Source organism: Exiguobacterium sp. CH10, from assembly GCF_018617635.1.
In the GTDB taxonomy this organism is placed as follows: Bacteria; Bacillota; Bacilli; order Exiguobacteriales; family Exiguobacteriaceae; genus Exiguobacterium; species Exiguobacterium aestuarii_A.
In genome coordinates this window covers 1-1,574 of the sequence record NZ_JACSKO010000013.1, presented here as the reverse complement: position 1 = coordinate 1,574, position 1,574 = coordinate 1, and the positions used below count along the sequence as shown (strand labels likewise).

The window sequence follows — 1,574 nt, the reverse complement described above, 5'->3', positions numbered from 1 at the left end:
TGCCGGGCGGATTTGCCAACCCGACGGCCTCGCTGCTTGTCCGTGCACTTCCAGTCGCACGGTCACCTTATCCTTCTGCGTCCCCCCATCGTTCAAACGGTGGTACGGCGGTACAGGAATATCGACCTGTTGTCCATCGCCTACGCCTTTCGGCCTCGGCTTAGGTCCAGACTAACCCTGAGCGGACGAGCCTTCCTCAGGAAACCTTAGGCTTTCGACGGAGGGGATTCTCACCCCTCTTTTCGCTACTCACACCGGCATTCTCACTTCCAAGCGCTCCACGGCTCCTCACGATACCGCTTCACTGCTGCTTGGAACGCTCTCCTACCATCCCTTACGGGATCCATAGCTTCGGTGGTATGTTTAGCCCCGTTACATTTTCGGCGCGGCGCCACTCGACTAGTGAGCTATTACGCACTCTTTGAATGGTGGCTGCTTCTAAGCCAACATCCTAGTTGTCTGTGCAGCGCCACATCCTTTTCCACTTAACATACACTTGGGGACCTTAGCTGATGGTCTGGGCTGTTTCCCTCTCGACTACGGATCTTATCACTCGCAGTCTGACTCCCGAGTACAAGTTGCTGGCATTCGGAGTTTGACTGAATTCGGTAACCCTGTGGGGGCCCCTAGTCCAATCAGTGCTCTACCTCCAGAACTCTTCACCTCGAGGCTAGCCCTAAAGCTATTTCGGAGAGAACCAGCTATCTCCAGGTTCGATTGGCATTTCACCGCTACCCACACCTCATCCCCGCACTTTTCAACGTGCGTGGGTTCGGACCTCCAGTCAGTGTTACCTGACCTTCATCCTGGACATGGGTAGATCACCTGGTTTCGGGTCTACGACGACGGACTGATGCGCCCTGTTCAGACTCGCTTTCGCTGCGGCTCCGCCTCATCGGCTTAACCTCGCCCGCCATCGTAACTCGCCGGTTCATTCTACAAAAGGCACGCCATCACCCGTGAACGGGCTCTGACTACTTGTAGGCATACGGTTTCAGGATCTGTTTCACTCCCCTTCCGGGGTGCTTTTCACCTTTCCCTCACGGTACTGGTTCACTATCGGTCACTAGGAAGTATTTAGCCTTGGGAGATGGTCCTCCCGGATTCCGACGGGGTTTCACGTGTCCCGCCGTACTCAGGATCCACTCTGGAGGGGATGGGGTTTCGGCTACAGGGCCGTCACCTTCTCTGGCCGACCTTTCCAGGTCGTTCACCTACCCTATCCCTTTGTAACTCCGTGTAGAGTGTCCTACAACCCCAGGAAGCATGCTTCCTGGTTTGGGCTGTTCCCGTTTCGCTCGCCGCTACTCAGGGAATCGAATTTTCTTTCTCTTCCTCCGGGTACTTAGATGTTTCAGTTCCCCGGGTGTGCCTCACGCCACGCTATGTATTCACGTGGGTGTCCCGCCAGTCTCCCGGCGGTGGGTTCCCCCATTCGGAGATCTCTGGATCGATGTGTACTTACCACTCCCCAGAGCATTTCGCTGTTCGTCGCGTCCTTCATCGGCTCCTAGTGCCAAGGCATCCACCGTACGCCCTTTCTACCTTGATCTAGCGTCTAAGACACACGGTCC

At 55.9% G+C, this 1,574-nt stretch carries 1 rRNA gene; it reads right to left on the bottom strand.

Features of this window, described 5'->3' with window-relative positions:
- Positions 1-1,552: ribosomal RNA gene (locus KNP04_RS15185) — 23S ribosomal RNA — on the bottom strand; the annotation flags it as partial.
- Between the last annotated feature and the right edge of the window lie 22 nt (positions 1,553-1,574).